At 70.3% G+C, this 19,301-nt stretch carries 15 protein-coding genes; 12 read left to right on the top strand and 3 right to left on the bottom strand.

Annotated features, from left to right (window positions below; all coding sequences use genetic code 11):
• Positions 1 to 62: 62 nt before the first annotated feature.
• The gene (locus ACZ3H8_RS30455; RefSeq protein ID WP_467407390.1) at positions 63 to 779 is read left to right on the top strand and encodes a DUF4190 domain-containing protein; all 717 of its coding nucleotides are present in this window, start codon (positions 63 to 65) and stop codon (positions 777 to 779) included.
• On the opposite strand, the gene ACZ3H8_RS30450 is transcribed toward ACZ3H8_RS30455, so the two are convergent.
• Positions 776 to 1,327 carry an NADAR family protein gene (locus tag ACZ3H8_RS30450; protein ID WP_467407389.1) on the bottom strand — a complete coding sequence of 184 codons (552 nt, stop codon included), beginning with the start codon at positions 1,325 to 1,327 and terminating at the stop codon, positions 776 to 778. The genes ACZ3H8_RS30455 and ACZ3H8_RS30450 overlap by 4 nt on opposite strands.
• 175 nt (positions 1,328 to 1,502) lie before the next feature.
• On the opposite strand from ACZ3H8_RS30450, the gene ACZ3H8_RS30445 reads away from it, so the two are divergent.
• The 8 genes from ACZ3H8_RS30445 (at position 1,503) to ACZ3H8_RS30410 (ending at position 11,171) form a co-directional block, all read left to right on the top strand.
• The gene (locus tag ACZ3H8_RS30445; protein WP_467407387.1) at positions 1,503 to 3,017 is read left to right on the top strand and encodes a gamma-aminobutyraldehyde dehydrogenase; all 1,515 of its coding nucleotides are present in this window, start codon (positions 1,503 to 1,505) and stop codon (positions 3,015 to 3,017) included.
• A 72-nt stretch (positions 3,018 to 3,089) separates the two neighbouring features.
• The gene (locus ACZ3H8_RS30440; RefSeq protein ID WP_467407386.1) at positions 3,090 to 4,337 is read left to right on the top strand and encodes an ABC transporter substrate-binding protein; all 1,248 of its coding nucleotides are present in this window, start codon (positions 3,090 to 3,092) and stop codon (positions 4,335 to 4,337) included.
• A 38-nt stretch (positions 4,338 to 4,375) separates the two neighbouring features.
• Positions 4,376 to 5,527 (top strand): ABC transporter ATP-binding protein, encoded by a 1,152-nt coding sequence (locus ACZ3H8_RS30435; protein ID WP_467407385.1) that lies wholly within the window; start codon positions 4,376 to 4,378, stop codon positions 5,525 to 5,527.
• Positions 5,524 to 6,459 (top strand): ABC transporter permease, encoded by a 936-nt coding sequence (locus ACZ3H8_RS30430; RefSeq protein WP_467407383.1) that lies wholly within the window; start codon positions 5,524 to 5,526, stop codon positions 6,457 to 6,459. Before ACZ3H8_RS30435 ends, ACZ3H8_RS30430 begins: the two co-directional genes overlap by 4 nt.
• Entirely contained in the window at positions 6,459 to 7,256 is a 798-nt protein-coding gene (locus ACZ3H8_RS30425) for an ABC transporter permease (RefSeq protein WP_467407382.1), read from the top strand. Before ACZ3H8_RS30430 ends, ACZ3H8_RS30425 begins: the two co-directional genes overlap by 1 nt.
• Before the next feature lie 20 nt (positions 7,257 to 7,276).
• Positions 7,277 to 8,698: an NAD(P)/FAD-dependent oxidoreductase gene (locus ACZ3H8_RS30420; RefSeq protein ID WP_467407380.1), complete on the top strand. Its 1,422-nt coding sequence runs from the start codon at positions 7,277 to 7,279 to the stop codon at positions 8,696 to 8,698.
• 141 nt (positions 8,699 to 8,839) lie between these two features.
• The gene (locus ACZ3H8_RS30415; RefSeq protein WP_467407636.1) at positions 8,840 to 9,268 is read left to right on the top strand and encodes a hypothetical protein; all 429 of its coding nucleotides are present in this window, start codon (positions 8,840 to 8,842) and stop codon (positions 9,266 to 9,268) included.
• Positions 9,269 to 9,368: 100 nt separating this feature from the next.
• Complete coding sequence (locus tag ACZ3H8_RS30410; protein ID WP_467407379.1) at positions 9,369 to 11,171, top strand: chitinase; 1,803 nt, start codon at positions 9,369 to 9,371, stop codon at positions 11,169 to 11,171.
• Here ACZ3H8_RS30410 and ACZ3H8_RS30405 read toward each other — a convergent pair.
• Together ACZ3H8_RS30405 and gabT are read right to left on the bottom strand one after the other, a co-directional pair.
• A complete protein-coding gene (locus ACZ3H8_RS30405) occupies positions 11,122 to 11,931 on the bottom strand; it encodes a phosphatase PAP2 family protein (RefSeq protein ID WP_467407377.1) in 810 nt (269 codons plus the stop codon). The two genes, ACZ3H8_RS30410 and ACZ3H8_RS30405, sit on opposite strands and share 50 nt — an antisense overlap.
• A 158-nt stretch (positions 11,932 to 12,089) precedes the next feature.
• On the bottom strand, positions 12,090 to 13,424 hold the full coding sequence (gabT, locus tag ACZ3H8_RS30400; protein WP_467407376.1) for a 4-aminobutyrate--2-oxoglutarate transaminase: 1,335 nt from the start codon (positions 13,422 to 13,424) through the stop codon (positions 12,090 to 12,092).
• Positions 13,425 to 13,718: 294 nt separating this feature from the next.
• Between gabT and ACZ3H8_RS30395 the strand changes: the two genes are divergently transcribed.
• From ACZ3H8_RS30395 to ACZ3H8_RS30385, 3 genes are all read left to right on the top strand, one after another.
• On the top strand, positions 13,719 to 15,824 hold the full coding sequence (locus tag ACZ3H8_RS30395) for a type IV secretory system conjugative DNA transfer family protein (RefSeq protein ID WP_467407374.1): 2,106 nt from the start codon (positions 13,719 to 13,721) through the stop codon (positions 15,822 to 15,824).
• A 107-nt stretch (positions 15,825 to 15,931) separates the two neighbouring features.
• Positions 15,932 to 17,497 (top strand): PucR family transcriptional regulator, encoded by a 1,566-nt coding sequence (locus ACZ3H8_RS30390; protein WP_467407373.1) that lies wholly within the window; start codon positions 15,932 to 15,934, stop codon positions 17,495 to 17,497.
• A 310-nt stretch (positions 17,498 to 17,807) separates the two neighbouring features.
• Complete coding sequence (locus tag ACZ3H8_RS30385; protein ID WP_467407372.1) at positions 17,808 to 19,253, top strand: aldehyde dehydrogenase family protein; 1,446 nt, start codon at positions 17,808 to 17,810, stop codon at positions 19,251 to 19,253.
• Positions 19,254 to 19,301 lie beyond the last annotated feature (48 nt).

Here is a 19,301-nt window from a genome sequence, read left to right as displayed (position 1 = left end):
GGGGCCTGGGTCGAGCGCGGGCCGCAGCCCGTAGCATGACCGAACCACGATGGGGGAGAACCATGTCTGACAACCAGGCCCAGCCGCCGGGCGGGCCCGAGCCCCGCGACCGCGATCCCTGGGCTCCTCCGGAGAGCAGCGCGGCACAGAACAAGGTGCCGCTGCACAAGCCCGCCGCCCCGACGCCGCCGGTGGCGCCCGTGCACGACCAGCCGACGGTGACGTCGATGCCCAGTACCGGGCTCACTGCCGACGCGGGTGCCGTACCGCCTCCTCCGATAGCCCCGGGCGGACCGGCACAGCCCGCCGCCGGACCGTACGGCTACCCCGCCGCCCCGAGCGCCCCGCAGCCCGGCCCCGGCGTGGGCCCGGGCGTGGGTGATCCCTACGGTGGCTACCCCGGATACCCGGGTTATCAGAACTACGGCCAGACCGCGTGGCAGTCCGCCCCGGCGAACGGCATGGGCACCACCGCGATGGTGCTCGGCATCCTCTCCGTCTGTCTGTTCTGTCTGTACGGGGTCGTCGGGATCATCCTGGGTGTGCTCGCCCTGATCTTCGGCATCCTCGGCAGGAAGCGCGCCCAGCGGGGCGAGGCGACCAACAGCGGAATGGCTCTGGCCGGCATCATCCTCGGCTCTGTCGGAATCGTCATCGGCCTCATCATCGTCGGTGTGATGGCTTGGGGGATCAATAGGGCGATCAACGAGGAGCGGGACAAGGACAACGTCTACGACGACTACTCCAACTCTCTCGTGATCGACGGCGTCAGGCGTTAGCCGGACCGGCCCCGCAACTCCTCACGCGCCTCCATCAGCGCGAACCCCAGCAGATTGAGCCCGCGCCAGAGCGCGGGATCCTGGGCCCGCGCGTCGTCCGAGGCCAGCCCGATGCCCCACACCCGGTCAAGCGGGCTGGCCTCGACGAGCACCCTGTCCCCCGTGGCCAGCAGAAAATCGCGCAGCTCGGCATTCTGACCGAACTTGTGCACACTGCCCGCGCGCACAATCGCGGACCGCTCGCGCTCCCATATCGCGTCGTCGAAACCGCGCACCAGCCGCCCGGCCCGCTTGGCCGCCGCCGGACTGCCCGCATCGAGCGCCTGCCGCTCGGCCTCCGCGTCCCCGAAGAGCCGCGCCTTTCCCGCCATCATCCAGTGCTCCGCCGTGGCGTACCGAACGCCGTCGACCACGAAGGGTGACGGCCACCACTGGCTCAGACAGCTTGCGCCGATCGATCCGTCCCGGCGCGGCGCATGCCCCCAGAAAAACAGATACTTGATTCGCCTGTTGCTGCTGACCTGCTCGATCAGCTCCTCCATCCCCATGCACGCGAGTCTGGCATCCACCACTGACACTCCGTACGGGTATTGCCGGACCGACGCGACACATGGTCGACTGATTCCGTCGCGTAACCAAAAGGCAACAACGGAATCACTTGTTGGAGAGCCGGTGCTCTGCCAGGATCGGCACTCAATTCGATCTGGAACTACGGAGAGCGTCATGGGCAACCGCTTCCAGGTGCAGGACCGCTATGCGGACGGTGCACAGTTCATCGGCGGGCGGCTGCGGCCCGGCACCTCAGGACGCAAACAGAACATCGTGAACCCCGCCACCGGCGAGACGGTCCACAGCTATGAACTGGCAGGGGCCGCCGACGTCGACGCGGCCGTCGACGCCGCCCGCAGGGCCTTCCCCGGCTGGGCGGGCGCCACCCCGGGCGAGCGCTCCGACGCACTGCACAGCTTTGCGTCCGTCCTCGCGGACCAGGCCCCCGACCTCGCGTACGCCGAGTCCCTGCAGTGCGGCAAACCGATCAAGCTCACCACCGAGTTCGACGTCCCGGGCACCGTCGACAACACCGCCTTCTTCGCCGGCGCGGCCCGTCATCTCCAGGGGCAGTCGGCCGGCGAGTACAGCGGCGACCACACCTCGTACGTACGCCGGGAGCCGATCGGCGTCGTCGGCTCCATCGCACCTTGGAACTACCCGCTCCAGATGGCCGCCTGGAAGGTCCTGCCGGCCATCGCCGCGGGCAACACCATCGTGCTGAAGCCCGCCGAGATCACCCCGCTCACCTCGCTGATGTTCGCCGAGGCGGCGAAGGAGGCCGGGATCCCCGACGGCGTCGTCAACGTCGTCAACGGCGCGGGCAAGGACGCGGGCGAGCATCTGGTCGGACACCCGGACGTCGCCATGACCTCCTTCACCGGCTCCACCCCCGTCGGCAAGCGCGTCGCCGAGATCGCCACCGCCACCGTCAAGCGCCTCCACCTCGAACTGGGCGGCAAGGCCCCCTTCGTCGTCTTCGACGACGCCGACCTGGAGGCCGCGGTCCACGGCGCGGTCGCGGGCTCGCTCATCAACTCCGGCCAGGACTGCACGGCCGCCACCCGCGCCTATGTCCAGCGGTCCCTGTACGACGCCTTCGTCAGCGGCGTCGCCGACCTGATGGCCACCGTCCGCCTCGGCGACCCTCTCGACCCCGCCACCGACCTCGGCCCGCTCGTCTCGCATCTCCAGCGCGACCGCGTCGCGGGCTTCGTCGACCGGGCTCGCGCGTACGCCACCGTCGTCACCGGCGGCGAAGCGCCCCAGGGAGAGCTGTCGAGCGGCGCGTACTACCGCCCCACCCTCGTCGCAGGCGCCGCCCAGGACAGCGAGATCGTCCAGTCCGAGATCTTCGGCCCGGTCCTCGTCGTCCTCCCCTTCGACTCCGACGACGAAGGCATCGCGCTCGCCAACGACACCCCCTACGGCCTCGCCGCCTCCGCCTGGAGCCGCGACGTGTTCCGCGCGAACCGCGCCACCCGGGAGATCAAGGCCGGGTGCGTCTGGATCAACGACCACATTCCGATCATCAGCGAGATGCCGCACGGCGGATACAAGGCCTCCGGCTTCGGAAAGGACATGTCGGTGTACTCCTTCGAGGAGTACACGCAGGTCAAGCACGTGATGTACGACAACACGGCGGTGGTCAGGAAGGACTGGCACCGCACGATCTTCGGGGACCGATAGCTCAGCATCCGTTTGCGGCCACCGCCGCGCGGCCGCCCGACCAGCGGCCACCATCCCGAAAGGGCACAGCGCATGGAGCACAACGAGCCGGACCGTCTCTCCGCGGCCCAACTGGCCGCCGTGCGACGCAGCTTGGCGAACGGGCGAGGCGCACTCTCCCGCCGTTCACTGTTGCGCGCGTCGGGCGTCGGCGCGCTTGCGGTCGGCGGCGCCGGCATATTGAGCGGCTGCGGAATCCCGCCCGCCAAGCGGGAGGCCGGAGCGGCCGCCTCGGACGACCACTCGGACCAGGAGAAGCAGATCAACTTCTCCAACTGGACCGAGTACATGGACATCAGCGAGGACGAGAAGAGCCGTCCCACTCTGGTGGAATTCACCAAGCGCACCGGGATCAAGGTCAAGTACACCGAGGACATCAACGACAACGTCGAGTTCTTCGGGAAGATCCAGCCGCAGCTTGCGGCGGGCCAGGACACCGGCCGCGACCTGATCAATGTGACCGACTGGCTGGCCGCCCGGATGATCCGGCTCGGCTGGGTGCAGAAGCTCGATGCGTCGCTCCTCCCGCACGCGTACGCCAACCTCTCGCCCCAGTTCCGCAGCCCGGACTGGGACCCGGGGCGCGCCTACTCCTATCCCTGGACCGGAATTCCGGCCGTCATCGCCTACAACGTCAAGGCGACCGGCGGCCGCAAGGTCGACTCCGTCACCCAGCTGCTGGACGACCCCACCCTCAAGGGCCGGGTCAGCTTCCTCACCGAGATGCGGGACACGGTCGGCCTGACCCTGCTCGACATGGGCAAGGACCCCGCCAAGGTCAACGACGCCGACTACGACGCCGCAATCAACCGGCTCCAGAAGGGCGTCGACAAGAAGCAGATTCGCCGCTTCACCGGTAACGACTACACCTCGGACCTCGACAAGGGCGACATCGCCGCCTGCGTCGCCTGGGCCGGTGACCTCATCCAGCTCCAGGTCGACAACCCGGACATCAAGTTCTCGATCCCGGCCGCCGGCTACATGACGGCCACCGACAATCTGCTGGTCCCGGCGCATGCCCGGCACCAGAAGAACGCCACCCGGCTGATCGACTACTACTACGAGCTGCCCGTCGCAGCCCAGCTCGCCGCGTACATCAACTACGTGACCCCGGTCGCCGGAGTCGGCCCGGAGCTCGCGAAGATCGACCCGGAGCTGGCCAAGAACCCGCTGATCATCCCGGACGAGGCCATGGCGGCCAAGTCCCACTCTTTCCGCTCGCTCTCCTCCAAGGAAGAGACGGCGTACGAAGAGAAGTTCGCCAAGCTCATCGGCGCCTGACCTCCCCTGCTCCCTTCGACACACCGGGACTGCGACCCATGACTGAAAAGACAAAAGGCGGCGACGTCCGTCTCTCCGGGATCAGCAAGACCTACGGCTCCTTCACGGCCGTCCACCCGCTGGACCTGACCGTCCCGCAGGGCTCCTTCTTCGCCCTGCTCGGCGCCTCCGGCTGTGGAAAGACCACCACCCTGCGGATGATCGCCGGACTTGAGGACCCGACCGCCGGAACCGTGTTCCTCGGCGACAAGGACGTCACCGGCCTGCCGCCGCACAAACGCCCCGTCAACACGGTCTTCCAGAGCTATGCGCTCTTCCCGCACCTCGACATCTACGAGAACGTCGCGTTCGGGCTGCGCAGGCGCGGCATCACGTCGGTGAAGAAGCAGGTCGGCGACATGCTCGACCTCGTGGAGCTGGGCGACTTCGCCAAGCGCAAGCCGCATCAGCTCTCCGGCGGCCAGCAGCAGCGCGTAGCCGTCGCCCGCGCGCTCATCAACCACCCACAGGTGCTGCTCCTCGACGAGCCGCTCGGCGCGCTCGACCTCAAGCTGCGCCGCCAGATGCAGCTGGAGCTCAAGCGCATCCAGACCGAGGTCGGCATCACCTTCGTCCATGTCACCCACGACCAGGAAGAGGCCATGACCATGGCCGACACCGTCGCGGTGATGAACGCAGGACGTGTCGAGCAGCTGGGAGCGCCCGCCGAGCTCTACGAGAACCCGCAGACCACCTTCGTCGCCAACTTCCTGGGCACCTCCAACCTCATCGAGGCCGAGGTCGCCGAGAACAGCGGCGGCGAGGTCGTCGTCACGGCCGCCGACGCCAAGCTGCGGCTGCCCGCCGAGCGCTGTGCCACCCAGCCGCGCACCGGCGGAAAGCTGCTGGTCGGCGTGCGTCCGGAGAAGATCTCGCTGGCGCACGCGGACGACGCGGGCACGATCGCCGAGGGCCGCAACCGGTTCACCGGCAAGATCGCGGACTCCAGCTTCATCGGCGTGTCCACGCAGTACGTCATCGACAGCCCGGTCTGTCCGGAGCTGGAGGTGTACGTACAGAACATCGAGCGTGACTCGCGGCTCGTCCCCGGGGCCGAGGTCGTCCTGCACTGGAACCCGGAGCACACCTTCGGGCTCGACGCGGCCCAGGACATCGACGCCGGTGTGGAGACGGTGGAGGTGACGCCATGACCGTCACCGAGGCACCGCCCGCCTCGCCCGCTCCCCAGCCGGTCGAGCCGGTCGTCCGCAGGCAGTCCGTCCGGCGCAAGCTCGTCCCGTACTGGCTGCTGCTGCCCGGCATCCTGTGGCTGTTCGTCTTCTTCGCGCTGCCGATGGTCTACCAGGCGTCGACCTCCGTGCAGACGGGCTCCCTGGAAGAGGGCTTCAAGGTCACCTGGCACTTCCAGACGTACTGGGACGCGCTGACCGAGTACTACCCGCAGTTCCTGCGCTCGGTGCTGTACGCCGGCACGGCCACGATTCTGTGTCTGCTGCTGGGCTACCCGCTCGCGTATCTGATCGCGTTCAAGGCGGGCCGCTGGCGCAATCTGCTGCTGGTCCTGGTCATCGCGCCGTTCTTCACCAGCTTTCTGATCCGCACGCTCGCCTGGAAGACGATCCTCGCGGACGGCGGCCCGGTGGTGGATGTGCTGGGCAGCGTCGGCTTTCTGGACGTCACCAGCTGGCTCGGGATGACCGAGGGGAACCGGCTGCTCGCCACCCCGCTCGCGGTGGTCTGCGGTCTCACGTACAACTTCCTGCCGTTCATGGTCCTGCCGCTGTACACCTCGCTGGAGCGGATCGACCCGCGGCTCCACGAGGCGGCCGGCGACCTGTACGCGAAGCCGTCCACCATCTTCCGCAAGGTGACCTTCCCGCTGTCCATGCCGGGCGTCGTCTCCGGCACGCTGCTGACCTTCATTCCGGCCAGCGGCGACTACGTCAACGCCGAGCTGCTCGGCTCCACGGACACCAAGATGGTCGGCAACGTCATCCAGTCGCAGTTCCTGCGCGTTCTCGACTACCCGACCGCGGCCGCGCTGTCCTTCATTCTCATGGCGGTCGTGCTGATCATGGTCACTGTCTACATCCGCCGGGCCGGGACGGAGGATCTCGTCTGATGCGTTGGATACGGCACCACCTGGTGGTCATCGCGGGCCTGATCACGCTCGCGTACCTGATCCTTCCGAACATCGTCGTGATGGTGTTCTCGTTCAACAAGCCGGCCGGCCGGTTCAACTACTCCTGGCAGGAGTTCTCCACCGATGCGTGGAAGGACCCGTGCGGCGTCGCCGACTTGTGCGGCTCGCTCGCGCTGTCCCTCCAGATCGCCCTGTGGGCGACGATCGGCGCCACCGTCCTCGGCGCGATGATCGCCTTCGCGCTGGTCCGCTACCGCTTCCGGGCGCGTGGCGCGATCAACTCGCTGATCTTCCTGCCGATGGCGATGCCCGAGGTGGTCATGGCCGCCTCGCTGCTGACCCTCTTCCTCAACCTGGGCGCGGAGCTGGGCTTCTGGACCATCCTCATCGCGCACACGATGTTCTGCCTGAGCTTCGTGGTCGTGGCGGTCAAGGCACGTGTGCTGTCGATGGACCCCCGCCTGGAAGAGGCCGCGCGTGACCTCTACGCCGGTCCTGTGCAGACGTTCCTACGGGTCACGCTGCCGATCGCCGCTCCCGGCATCGCCGCCGGCGCGATGCTCGCGTTCGCGCTCTCGTTCGACGACTTCATCATCACCAACTTCAACTCGGGCAACACCGTCACCTTCCCCATGTTCGTGTGGGGCTCGGCCCAGCGCGGTACGCCCGTCCAGATCAACGTCATCGGCACGGCCATGTTCGTCATCGCCGTACTGATCGTGGTCTCCGCCCAGTTGATCAGCAGCAGGCGGAAGAAGACCGCACTACCCAAGTAGGCCCCGAAGGAGTGGAAACCATGGCCCCAGCTGCCATGACCTTTGCCTCATCACTCTCCGACGCCCAGCCCGTCTCCTATTGGCTGGACGACCCCGCGAAGCCCGGCGCGCTCCCCGCGCTCACCGGTGACGAACAGTGTGACCTCCTCGTTGTCGGCGGAGGTTACAGCGGACTGTGGACCGCGCTGCTGGCCAAGGAGCGCGACCCCGGCCGGGACGTCGTACTGATCGAAGGGCGCGAGGTGGGCTGGGCCGCCTCGGGCCGCAACGGCGGCTTCTGCGCCGCCTCCCTCACCCACGGCTTCGGCAACGGACTCGCCCGCTGGCCCGGTGAGCTGGCCAGACTGGAGGAGCTCGGCGACCGCAACCTCGACGCCATCGAGGCCGCGGTCAAGGAGTACTCCATCGACTGCGACTTCGAGCGCACCGGCGAGATCGACGTCGCCACCGAGCCCTACCAGGTCGACGAGCTGCATGAGATGTACGAGGAGGCGACCCGGCTCGGCTTCGACGGCCTCGAACTCCTCGACCAGGACGCGGTACGCGCCGAGGTGAACTCCCCGACCTTCCTCGGCGGTGTGTGGAGCCGGCGCGGGGTGGCCATGCTGCACCCCGCCAGGCTCGCCTGGGGTCTCAAGCAGGCCTGCATGGACCTCGGCGTACGCGTCTACGAGAACACCCAGGGCCTCGAACTCGGCACCTCCGGCACCTCCGGCACCTCAATGGTGGTCCGCACGCCGTACGGCAGGGTCCTCGCCCGCCGCGTCGCGCTCGGTACCAACGTCTTCCCGTCGCTGGTCAGGCGGGTGCGCGCGTACACCGTCCCGGTCTATGACTACGCTCTGATGACCGAACCGCTCAGCGCTCAGCAGCTCGCCGAGATCGGCTGGAAGCGGCGGCAGGGGCTCGGCGACAGCGCCAACCAGTTCCACTACTTCCGGATCACCGCCGACCACCGCATCCTGTGGGGTGGCTACGACGCGATCTATCCGTACGGCGGCAAGGTCAGCGCCGAGATGGACCACCGGCCCGAGACCTATCTGAAGCTCGCAAGCCACTTCTTCCACTGCTTCCCGCAGTTGGAGGGCCTGCGCTTCAGCCACGCGTGGGGCGGCGCGATCGACACCTGCTCGCGCTTCTCCGCCTTCTTCGGCACCGCGCACGGCGGCAAGGTCGCCTACGCCGCCGGATATACGGGTCTGGGCGTCGGTGCCACCCGCTTCGGCGCGGACGTCATGCTCGATCTGCTCTCCGGCGAGCGCACCGAGCGCACCGAGCTGGAGATGGTGCGCAGCAAGCCGCTGCCGTTCCCGCCCGAGCCCGTCGCCTGGGCCGGTATCGGCCTCACCAAATGGGCGCTGGCCAGGGCGGACGCCAACGGCGGCCGCCGCAATGCGTGGCTGCGGGCGATGGACAGGCTCGGCCTCGGCTTCGACAGCTAGAGGGGACGCGGTGCACCGCCGATTGGTAGCCGGAACCCGCGTAATCCCGCGCGCCCACCCCGCTCTCCCCGTGTGAACGCACCGTCTGCGGACACGGAATGGAGGCCGGGCAATGTGACTGGCTCGGGGGCCAAGGCTGCGATGGAGTGGCTGGCATCGGTGGCGCCCGACCCGGACGCCTGCCGGTGGGAATGGGAGCGCAACCCCCTCGGGGTCGCCCTCCTGCCCGCAGGCCGGCGCTGGGACGTGTTGATCCTCAAGACCGAGCTGGGCTGTCCGACGCTCGACGTACTGGCCCGGCTGGTCGACCGGCCGGGGCCGGTCCTCGCCGACTTCGACGATGCGCGCATGGGCTTCTTCGTACCGCCGGGCACAGCCGGGTGCTGGGTCGGCACGGGCGTACGCAGCGCGGGCCTGGGGACCTGGATCGTCGTCCCGTATCCGGGTCGGGCCGGCGACGGTGTGCGCTGGCTGGTCCCGCCCGACGGCACCGGCACGCTCACCGATCCCCTGCTGCTGGAGCTCGCGATGCACGAGGCGGCGGCGGGCCTTGCGCGCGGTGGCGGGTAGTGAGGCGGCCCGGGAGCTGCCAGAGGTCTTGACAACAGCAATTGGTCTGGACCATGTTGTGCGCGCTCCCACTTGAATTCCCCCACGCCCGGAGGCAGTTGTGGACCGCACCAGACTTTTGGCCGCCCTGTCGGCGGCCGCCCTCGCCATCAGCGGACTTGTCGCCACGGCGACCTCCGCCGGAGCGGCCGACACCGAACTCGCGCGCAATGGCGGCTTCGAGGCGGGCCTCGACGGCTGGAGCTGTACGTCGGGCAGCGGCGCCGTCGTCAACTCACCGGCCCACGGCGGCAGTTCCGCGCTCAAGGCAACGCCTGCCGGCAGCGACAACGCCAAGTGCAGCCAGACGGTCACGGTCAAGCCCAACTCCGACTACACGCTGAGCGGCTGGGTCCAGGGCAGCTATGTCTACCTGGGCGCAGCGGGCACCGGCACCACCGACGTCTCCACCTGGACGGCGTCCGCGCCGAGCTGGCAGCGGCTGACCACGACCTTCCGCACCGGTGCGGCCACCACCTCGGTGACCATCTACACCCACGGCTGGTACGGCACCCCCACCTACTACGCCGACGACCTCTCCCTGCTCGGCCCCGGCGGCGATCCGGTCCAGATCCCGGCCGCCCCCACCGGCCTCACAGCGGGTTCCCCCGGCTCCACCTCGGTCCCGCTCAGCTGGTACGCGTCCTCCGGCGCCACCAGTTACCACGTCTACCGGGGCGGCACCAAGGTCCAAACGGTGAGCGGGACTTCGGTCACCGTCACCGGACTGGCCCCCTCCACCTCGTACAGCTTCCAGGTCTCCGCGGCCAATACGGCGGGCGAGTCCGCGAAGTCGGCGGCGGTCACCGCGACCACCACCTCGGGCGGCGGCGGCAGCGGCGGCGAGCTGCCCGCCCACGCCCTCGTCGGCTATCTGCACGCCAGCTTCGCCAACGGCTCCGGCTACACGCGCATGGCCGACGTCCCCGACTCCTGGGACGTCATCAACCTCGCCTTCGGCGAACCGACCTCGGTCACCTCCGGCGACATCCGCTTCAGCCTCTGCCCGGCGTCCGAGTGCCCGAACGTCGAATCGACCGCCGACTTCAAGGCCGCCATCAAAGCCAAACAGGCGGCCGGCAAGAAGGTCCTGATCTCCATCGGCGGCGCCAACGGCCAGGTCCAGCTCTCCACCACGGCCGCCCGCGACACCTTCGTCTCCTCGGTCTCGAAGATCATCGACGAGTACGGGCTCGACGGCCTGGACATCGACTTCGAGGGCCACTCGCTCTCCCTGAACACCGGCGACACGGACTTCCGCTCACCGACCTCACCCGTGATCGTCAACCTGATCTCGGCGATCAAGACCCTCAAGGCGAAGTACGGCTCCGACTTCGTGCTCACCATGGCCCCGGAGACGTTCTTCGTACAGCTCGGCTACCAGTACTACGGCTCGGGCCCCTGGGGCGGCCAGGACCCGCGGGCCGGGGCGTACCTGCCGGTCATCCACGCCCTGCGCGACGACCTCACCCTGCTGCACGTCCAGGACTACAACTCGGGCTCGATCATGGGCCTGGACAACCAGTACCACTCCATGGGCGGCGCGGACTTCCACATCGCCATGACCGACATGCTGCTGACCGGCTTCCCGGTCGCCGGTGACACCACCAAGGTCTTCCCCGCCCTGCACCCCGGGCAGGTCGCCATCGGCCTGCCCGCATCCACCCAGGCGGGCAACGGCCACACCACGCCGGCGGAGGTGAACAAGGCGCTGGACTGCCTGACGAAGAAGGTGAGCTGTGGCTCGTACCAGACCCACGGCACCTGGCCGTCCCTGCGTGGCCTGATGACCTGGTCGATCAACTGGGACCGATTCAACCAGTGGGAGTTCTCGAAGAACTTCGACGCCTACGGATGGAGTTGACGATCAGCAGCATTCCGCACAGGCACCAGCTGCCGATGACGTCCAGCGGCCAGTGATAGCCGTGCAGGACGAGTCCGATGCCCGTCGCCAGGGTCAGCACCACGGCGACGGGCATCGCCCATCTGCGCCTGAGATACGGGGTGAGGAGCATCGCCGCGCCGCAGTAGGCCACCATCGCGGTCGCCGTATGGCCGGAAGGGTAGAAGCCGGTCACCTCGGTGAGCGGGCCCTGGCGGTCGATCAGGGCCTTCAGGGGCACGACGAGCGCGGGAACGGCGGCCATGGCGAGGGCGGCGTACAGCGCCTCGGTCCGATGGCCGCGCCACACCGCGTACACGATGGCCGCGCCCAGAACAGGAAGCGCGACCTCCATACTGCCGAGGTCGGCCAGCAGACCGGTCAGCGTCCGGGGACCGTGGCCGGCGAGCCTGAGCTCGACGCGTTCGTCCAGGGACCGCAACGGCCCGTCCGCGGCCACCTGCCAGGTGATCACCGCGAAGAGGACGGCGCACAGCGCCACAAGTGATGCGGAAAGAAGAGAAGCCGGCCGCCTCGGAACAGGGGGGGTAGTTCCGAGGGGGCCGGCCGGACCGGTTTGCCGCGCGCCCCGGGGGGTTTGGGGCGGGCGGCCATCCGATCGGTGAGGAGTTCCGGAGCCGGAAGCTCCAGTGGTGTGCGCGAGGGCACAACCAAGGCGGGGCTGGGGATGCTCCGCCGTGGTGTCGCCCGCAGTCTCCTGCGAGCGGGGTGTTTCTCTCATCTGCAGAAACCGTACGGCAGGGGCCGGGGGGACCGACAGGCGGATCTCCATCCCGCCATCGGCCCCCCACAGCTTCTTCACAGGCCCTGACTGTTCCACTTGGCCAGACGTCGGTCGGACGTCGGTCGGACGTCCGTCGGAGGTCGGTCAGGTGCTCGTCACACGCCGGCGAAGGCCTGCTCGATGATGTCCAGACCCTCGTTGAGCAGGTCCTCGCCGATCACCAGCGGGGGCAGGAAGCGCAGCACATTGCCGTACGTGCCGCAGGTGAGGATCAGCAGACCCTCGGCGTGGCAGGCCTTGGCGAGCGCGGCGGTGGCGGCCGGGTTCGGCTCCTTGGAGGCGCGGTCCTTGACCAGCTCGATCGCGATCATCGCGCCGCGGCCGCGGATGTCGCCGATGATGTCGAACTTCTCGGCCATCGCGGTGAGGCGGCCCTTCATGACCTCCTCGATGTGCTTCGCCTTGCCGTTGAGGTCGAGCTCCTTCATGGTCTCGATGGCCCCGAGCGCGCCGGCGCAGGCCACCGGGTTGCCGCCGTAGGTGCCGCCGAGGCCGCCCGCGTGCGGGGCATCCATGATCTCGGCGCGGCCGGTCACGGCGGCGAGCGGCAGACCGCCCGCGATGCCCTTGGCGGTCGTGATCAGGTCCGGGACGATGCCCTCGTCCTCGCAGGCGAACCACTGGCCGGTGCGGCAGAAGCCGGACTGGATCTCGTCCGCGACGAACACGATCCCGTTGTCCTTCGCGAACTGCGAGATCGCGGGCAGGAAGCCCTTGGCCGGCTCGATGAAGCCGCCCTCGCCGAGGACCGGCTCGATGATGATCGCGGCGACGTTCTCGGCGCCGATCTGCTTGTTGATCATGTCGATGGCCTGCGCGGACGCCTCGGCGCCGGCGTTCTCGGGGCCGGTCAGCCAGCGGTAGCCGTACGCCACGGGCACCCGGTAGACCTCGGGCGCGAACGGCCCGAAGCCCTGCTTGTACGGCATGTTCTTGGCGGTCAGCGCCATCGTGAGGTTGGTCCGGCCGTGGTAGCCGTGGTCGAAGACGACGACGGCCTGGCGCTTGGTGTAGGCGCGGGCGATCTTCACGGCGTTCTCGACGGCCTCGGCGCCGGAGTTGAACAGCGCGGACTTCTTCGCGTGGTCGCCCGGCGTCAGCTCGGCGAGCGCCTCGGCGACCTCGACGTACCCCTCGTAGGGCGTGACCATGAAACAGGTGTGGGTGAAGTCGGCGAGCTGCGCGGACGCGCGGCGTACGACGGCCTCGGCGGAGGCGCCGACGGAGGTCACGGCGATGCCGGAGCCGAAGTCGATGAGGCGGTTGCCGTCCACGTCCTCGATGACACCGCCGCCGGCGCGGGCAGTGAACACGGGCAGCACGGACCCCACACCGCCGGCGACCGCGGCGGTACGGCGGGCCTGCAGCTCGATCGACTTCGGGCCGGGGATGGCGGTGACGACGCGGCGCTCCTGCGGGATTGCGGTCATGAGGGGCTCCTGGGGGTGTTCCGGACGCTACTTCTCTTTCTCCGCAGGCTAGGCGCGGGAGAGGGGGCCGGGCATGCGCCGTTCGGGAGTGTTGGGGGTGTGTCGTTGTCCGCGCCGGACATAGGCGGGCGGGGACAGGGCGGGCGGGTCCGTGCCTGGGCGCCCGGCCGAGATGCAGGGCAGCAGGCACGTGCCCGGACCGTCAGGGCGAGGTGAATCAGTGAACTACCCCGGCAGTGGCACTAGATTGACGGGTGCACAGAGCGGGCCTGGCTGGTCAGGGGGCAGCGGTTCATGGATTCCGAAGGCACATTCGACGCACGCGGCACGCGGTCCAACCCGGTGCCACGGCAGGCGAGGCCACCAGTCGTCCCCGGGATCCCCGCCGTCCCGGGCCACGCGCCCACCACCCGCCCCGCCGTCGCCGACTGGCTGCGCACCCCGCGCCCGGCCGCCGCCCCCGGCATCTGGCGCCTCGGCCACCGCGCCCGCCCCGAGGAGGAGCCCGAGCTCGTCCCGGCCCGCCGCCTCTTCGCCGGCGCCGTCATCGCACTGCTCAGCGGCTGGCTGCTGTGGTCCCTGCTGTGGAACGGCTACCTCGGCCGCTACTGGATCTGGCCGCTCCTCGTCCTGACTCCCGACTCCTGGCGCTCCGACCCGCCCACATGGGCAACGGCCAGCTACATCTACTACGCGATCGTCGGCGGCGCCCTGCTCGTGTTCTTCGCCCGGATCGGCCACGTACCGGAGATCTGGCACCGCTATGTGCGCCGCGCAGACAAGCCGGTCACCGCCCCGCCTCCGCCTCCGGAGGCCGACCCCGCCGACTGGCCCGAGCTGCGCGCGGCCGGCCTGGCCGACGCGGCGCAGAGCCTCGCCGAAGCCACCCGCTCCGGCGTGCTCGGAGATGTCGACTACGCACGGATCCGGCGCGCCTGGCAGGGCGTCCACGCCCGGCCCGAACGGCTCGCCGCCTTCACCGACACCGTGCGCAAGCACGGCCCGGCCGCCTGCGCCCACCCTTCCGGCGGACGCGACCTGCCCGTCCGCACCGCCACCCACGACCTGGCCACCGCCCAGGTCAAGATCGGCACCGCCGTCGACGACCCCCGCAACCCCTACGCCCGCCGCACCACCGGCGTCGCCCTCGAACCCGCCCTCCTCGGCACCTCGCTGCTCGCCGTCGGGCCCTCCGGTTCCGGCAAGAGCGTGCGTCTTGTGCGGCCCGTCGTCGAGTCGATGTGCCTGCTCGCGCTCGCCAACCGCGCGGCCGTCGTCGCCGTCACCGCGTACGGCACCGGCCTCGCCCCCGACGACGCCTTCGACCTCGTCATCGGCGTCGGCCGCCCCGACTCCACCCACGACCTCGACCTCTACGGCGGCGCCGACGACCCCGACGAGGCCGCCCGGATGCTCGCGGAGGCCCTCGTCGGGGATCTCGCCGCCACCCTTCCCGGCGGTGACAGCAGGCGCGCCGCCACCGCGCTGGCCCAGCTGATCGGGCCGTACCAGTGCGTCCACGGGCACTTCCCCGCCGTACCCGAGCTGCGTGAGCTGCTCGGCGGCGCGCCCGCCGCGGTCGGCGCGCTGCGCACCGCCCTGGAGGCCACCGCCGACCCCGGCGCCGCCGCCCAGCTGCGTGAACTGGACGCCAGGGAACGGCAGTCGGCCCGCGCCGACGACATCGGCGTACTGCTCGCCGAGCGGATTTCCTTCCTGGACCGGCCCGCCTTCGCGCACTTCTTCCGTACCGACGGCGGCGGCCGGCAGTTCTCGCTGCGCGCCATCGAGCACCCGCTGCGCGTCCGCGTCGACCTGCCCGAGCGCGGCCACGCCGAGGCCTCGCGGATCATCGCGCGCCTGGTCCTCGCCCAGTTCACCGAGGCCGCGCTGACCCGCTCCGACCGGTCCCTGTTCGCCGCTCTCGTGCTGGACGACGCGACGTACACCGTGACCGCCGACTCGGTGCGCGCGGTGCAGCGGCTGCGCTCCGCCAACGCCGGCGTGGTCTTCGCGCTGCGCACCCTGGAGGACGTGCCTGAGCCGCTGCGCGGTCCGCTGCTCGGCGCGGTCGGCTGCCGGATGGCGTTCGCCGGGCTCGCGCCCTGGGACGGCGGCCGGTTCGCCGAGACCTGGGGCACCGAATGGGTGCAGACCCGGGACGTCACCAACCGGCAGATCATCTCCGACGAGCCCCTCACCAAGGCGCTGCACATGATGCGCCGCCTGGTCACCGGTAAGGCGGCCACCGCCGAGGCGATCACCGTGCGGGAGGTCGAGCGGGCCCGCTGGTCGGCGTCCGACCTCGCGCACGCCGTGCCCGCCGGGCACGCGGTGCTCTCGCTGACGACCGTACGGGGCGAGCACGCGCCGCCCCTTCTGGTGGATCTGAGGACCTGACCCGAGCCACGCACTGCTACGCCCTGGCAGAATCGATGTACGCCGTTCATACGGGACGGCGAAATCATCTGCACCTCTGCGCGTCTGTTCGAAGGGCTCACGGTCCCATGCCGCCCACGCTCGCCTCGCTCGTCCAGCACTCGGCGCTCAGACTCACCGTGCGCGCCGGGGAGGACCGGCTCGAGACGCCCGTACGCTGGGCGCATGTCAGCGAACTCGCCGACCCCGTGCCGTACATGGAGGGCGGCGAACTGCTGCTCGTCACGGCGATGACCCTGGACGCCGAGGACCGCGAGGCGATGCGCCGCTATGTGCGCAGACTGGTGGGCGCGGGCGTCGTCGGGCTCGGCTTCGCGGTCGGCGTGTACTACGACGACATCCCGGACGCGCTCGTCGAGGCGGCGAAGGAGGAGGACCTTCCGCTCCTCGCCGTACCGCGCAGGACCCCCTTCCTCGCCATCAGCAAGGCGGTCTCCGCCGCGATCGCCGCCGACCAGTACCGCGCGGTGACAGCCGGTTTCGAGGCACAGCGGGAGCTGACGCGGGCCGCGCTCGCCGAGGGCCCCGACGGCGTCGTCGCCCGCCTCGCCGCGCATGTCAACGGCTGGGCCGCCCTGTACGACGCGTCCGGCGCCGTCGTCGCGGCAGCGCCCGAATGGGCCGCACGGCGGGCCGCCCGGCTCACCGCCGACGTGGAGCGGCTGCGCGAGCGGTCCGCGCCCGCGAGCGCGGTGGTCGGCGACACCGACGACGACCGGGTCGAACTGCAGTCGCTGGGCACCGGACGGCGGGTGCGCGGCGCGCTGGCCGTCGGCACCGGAGCGCCGCTGGGTACCGCCGAGCGGTACGCCGTGCACTCCGCCGTCGCCCTGCTGACCCTCTCCACGGAGCGCTCCCGCTCGCTCCAGGAGGCGGAACAGCGGCTCGGCGCGGCGGTGCTGCGCATGCTGCTTTCCGGCCAGCAGGACCACGCGCGCGCGGTCGCCGGAGACCTCTACGGCGGGCTGCTCGACGCCCCCTTCCGGCTGCTGATCGCCGAGCCCGCGGGTGAGCCGGAACCGGCCGCCGAGCACCCGCTCCAGGCCTTCGCCGAATCGCTGGAGTCGGCGGCGGCCAAGGCGGGGGAGCCACTGCTCGACGTGCCGGACATGGACGACCGGCTGGTGGTGCTGGCCGCGGACGGCGGTGCGGTCGTCGCGGCATGCACCGCGGCGTACGCGGACAAAGAGGCCGAGGACGCCGAGGTGGTGGTCGGACTCTCCGCGCCGACCGGGCCAATAGCTGCCGCAGGCGCGTACAAACAGGCCGAACAGGCGCTCTCGGTCGCCCGGCGGCGCGGCCGCGCCCTCGTCGAGCACGAGGAACTCGCCGCCGGATCGGTCCTCCCGCTGCTCGCCGACGACGCGGTGCGCGCCTTCGCCGACGGCATGCTGCGCGCGCTGTACGAACACGACGCGACCGGCCGCGGCGACCTGGTCGCCTCCCTGCGCGCCTGGCTCTCGCGCCACGGCCAGTGGGACGCTGCAGCCGCCGACCTGGGCGTACACCGCCATACGCTGCGCTACCGGATGCGCCGGGTCGAGGAGATCCTGGGCCGCTCGCTGGACGACCCGGACGTGCGTATGGAGCTGTGGCTGGCCCTGAAGACGACATCGGCGGCGGCCTCCGAGTAGGGCACCTGGGCGAGCTGCGGGCCCTCGCTGGGCGGGCGAAGCCGCCCGGCGGACGCCCGCAGCTTGCGGGCGGACTCGTCCCGGCGGACCGCCGCAGCCGGCGGTCGAAGCTGCCCCCGGCGGACCGCCGCAGCTCGTGGGCCTCCCGGCTCCCGGGACACCGGCCCGCCCCGGGAAAAGCTCCCCTCCCCGCCAATTCGGCGTGCCCGCAGACCCCCACACTCCACGCCGGACAAACGACCATCCGCCCCCACGGTCCTACCGTGGGGCGGAGACAACCCCACTACTTCGGAAGGGCCGGGACCCGAACATGACTTCCACCCACGCCTTCTGGCTCGCCGGCCGCCAGGCCACCGGCGAGGCAACCTTCGTCGTCACCTCCCCCTGGGACGGACGTCTCGTCGGTCAGGTTTCCGTCCCGACCGACGCCCAGGTCGAGGCGGCCGTCGCCGCCGCACACGCCGTGCGGGACGAGTTCGCGGCCACTCCGGCCCATGTACGCGCCGCCGCTCTCGACCATGTCTCGCGCCGCCTCGTCGAGCGCACCGAGGAGATCGCCCAGCTGATCTCCGCCGAGAACGGCAAGCCGGTCAAGTGGGCCCGCGGCGAGGTCGGCCGCGCCGTCTCCGTCTTCCGCTTCGCGGCCGAGGAGGCCCGCCGCTTCAACGGCGGCGAGGCCCAGCGCCTGGACACCGACGCCGGCGGAGTCGGCCGGCTCGCGCTGACCCGCCGCTTCCCCAAGGGCGCCGTCCTCGGCATCGCGCCGTTCAACTTCCCGCTGAACCTCTGCGCCCACAAGATCGCCCCGGCGATCGCGGTCGGCGCGCCGATCATCCTCAAGCCCGCCCCGGCGACCCCGCTGTCCGGGCTGATCATCGGCGAGCTGCTGGCCGAGACCGAGCTCCCCGCAGGCTCCTGGTCGGTGCTCCCGGTCCCGAACGACAAGATGCCCGCCCTCGTGCAGGACGAGCGCCTGCCGGTGATCTCGTTCACCGGCTCCGACAAGGTCGGTTACGCGATCATGGACTCGGTGCCGCGCAAGCACTGCACCCTGGAGCTGGGCGGCAACGGCGCGGCCGTCGTCCTCGGCGACTTCGCCGGTGAGCAGGACCTGGACTGGGCGGCGACCCGTATCGCCACCTTCTCCAACTACCAGGGCGGCCAGTCCTGTATCTCCGTGCAGCGTGTGATCGCCGACGCCACGGTTTACGACCGTCTGCTGCCGAAGATCGTCGCGGCGGTCGAGGCCCAGGTCACCGGCGACCCGTCCGACTCCGCCACCGACGTCGGCCCGCTGGTCAGCGAGGACGCCGCCAAGCGCGTCGAGTCCTGGGTCGAAGAGGCGATCCAGGCGGGTGCGAAGCTGCTGGCCGGCGGCAAGCGCGACGGAGCGTCCTACGCGCCCACCGTCCTCGCCGACGTCCCCGCGGACTCCACCATCGCCTGCGAGGAGGTCTTCGGACCCGTCCTCACGGTCAGGAAGGTCGACGGCGAGGCCGAGGCCTTCGCCGCCGTCAACGACTCCAAGTACGGCCTGCAGGCAGGCGTGTTCACGCATGACGTGCAGACCGCCTTCCGTGCCCACCGGGCCCTCGAGGTCGGCGGCGTGATCATCGGCGATGTGCCGTCGTACCGCGCGGACCAGATGCCCTACGGCGGCGCCAAGCAGTCCGGCGTGGGCCGCGAGGGCGTGCGCTTTGCGATGGACGACTACACGTACGAGCGGGTGCTGGTCCTCACCGGTCTGGCGCTGTAACGCCCGTACGCCACGGACGACGGCCGGAGCCCACTGTGCGGGGGCTCC

The organism is Streptomyces sp. NPDC002868, from assembly GCF_055563295.1.
The sequence above is the reverse complement of the archived record's forward strand: the minus strand, read 5'-3'. Positions and strand labels throughout refer to the sequence as shown.